We start from the raw sequence: 1456 nt of genomic DNA, 5'->3' as shown, positions 1-1456 counted from the left end.
AGGAGTCTCAATGATGCTGTCAAGCCGCTGGCGTAGCCGCGGCAAGCCTTTGTGGTTCCCAAGTACGGTTGTCACGCAGCAGAGCCCACAGCACGTCGACGCGGCGGCGGGCCAACGCGATCACCGCGCCTTTCGCGCCTTTGCCATCGGCTCGTTTCCGGTCGTAGTAAACGCGCGAGCTCGGGTCCCAGCGAATGCTGGTCAGGGCGGACATATAGAACACCCGGCGCAGGGCGCGGTTGTAGCGCTGAGGCCGGTGCAGGCGGCCGGTGCGTTTGCCGGAATCGTTGGGCACCGGCGCCAAACCGGCATAGGCAGCCAAGTGGCCGGCGGAGGAGAAAGCACTGAGATCGCCTGTGGCGGCGAGGAATTCGGCTCCGAGACGGAATCCCATTCCGGGCAGGCTGGTGATCACCGCTGCGAGGTGATGGCGGCGAAATCGGTCCTCGATAGCAGTGTCGAGGTCGGTGATCTGCCCATCGAGGCGCATCACCTCCTTCGACAGCCCCGCGACCAATCCAGCCGTAATCTCTTCCCCGGGCAGACGGGTGGCCTGCGACTTCGCCGCCGCCACAGCGGCTTCGGCGATCCGAGCAGCGGTGCGTTCACGCAGCCCCAGACCGGTCAGCAGAGTGGTCAGGCGCGAGATCCCAGCGCGGCGAAGAGCTTTGGGACGCTGGTAGCGCGACAGCAGCAGCACCCAGCCGCGATGCCCTGTGATGTCGGCAGCTCGCTCGAGTGCGGGGCAGATCGCGGTGAGCAGCTGGCGCAGCCGGTTGATGGCACGAGTGCGGTCGTGCACCAGATCGGTGCGACGGCCGGTGAGCATCCGCAACTCGACGATCAACTCGTCGCTGGGCCTCAGCACGGCAAGGTCTCGACGCATACGCGCCTGGTCGGCGATGATCCGGGCGTCTTTGGCGTCGGTCTTGCCTTCACTGCGATACCCGGCCGCGGCCTGGTTGACCGCCCTACCAGGCAGATAGCACACCCGCTGGCCACGCTCGAACAAAATCGTAAGCAGCAGAGCCGATTCCACCGTGGTCAGATCTACCGCCCAACTGATCTCGTCGGCACCGAGTCCGATGATCTCGGCAATCAGAGCCAGCACATCGGACTCGTCGTTTTCCACCCGCCGAGCCAGCACCCGAGTGCCCTCGGCGTCCACCACCCAGGCCCAGTGGAACTCCTTACCCACATCCACGCCCGCCCACAGCTTTCTCAACCCGCCTCCATCGTCGTTCTCGCAGCTAAACCCGCGGACGCACCCGCCGTCAGCTCCTTAAACCCAGCGATGGATCGCAGTTCTCAATCAGCGGCCGAGAACGTCCAGACAGGTCGGGCGGCCACTCCTATCGAGCCGCACCAACAAGGCCGACAAGCACCTTTCTCAAGCCTCACCCGACCCGCCTGGGTGTCCAGCACAACGTACTGAACCCCAACGAACTTAAGGAGC

Annotated in this window: 1 protein-coding gene; it reads right to left on the bottom strand. The window is 64.9% G+C overall.

Annotated features, from left to right (window positions below; genetic code table 11):
- Positions 1–19: 19 nt before the first annotated feature.
- A complete protein-coding gene (locus ACIBCN_RS44515; protein WP_396998937.1) occupies positions 20–1225 on the bottom strand; it encodes an IS110 family transposase in 1206 nt (401 codons plus the stop codon).
- Positions 1226–1456: the final 231 nt, after the last annotated feature.

Origin of the sequence: Nocardia sp. NPDC051052 (assembly GCF_044456045.1) — a bacterium.
In the GTDB taxonomy this organism is placed as follows: Bacteria; Actinomycetota; Actinomycetes; order Mycobacteriales; family Mycobacteriaceae; genus Nocardia.
Note: the sequence above shows the minus strand (reverse complement) of the source record. Positions and strands in the feature narration are given on the sequence as shown.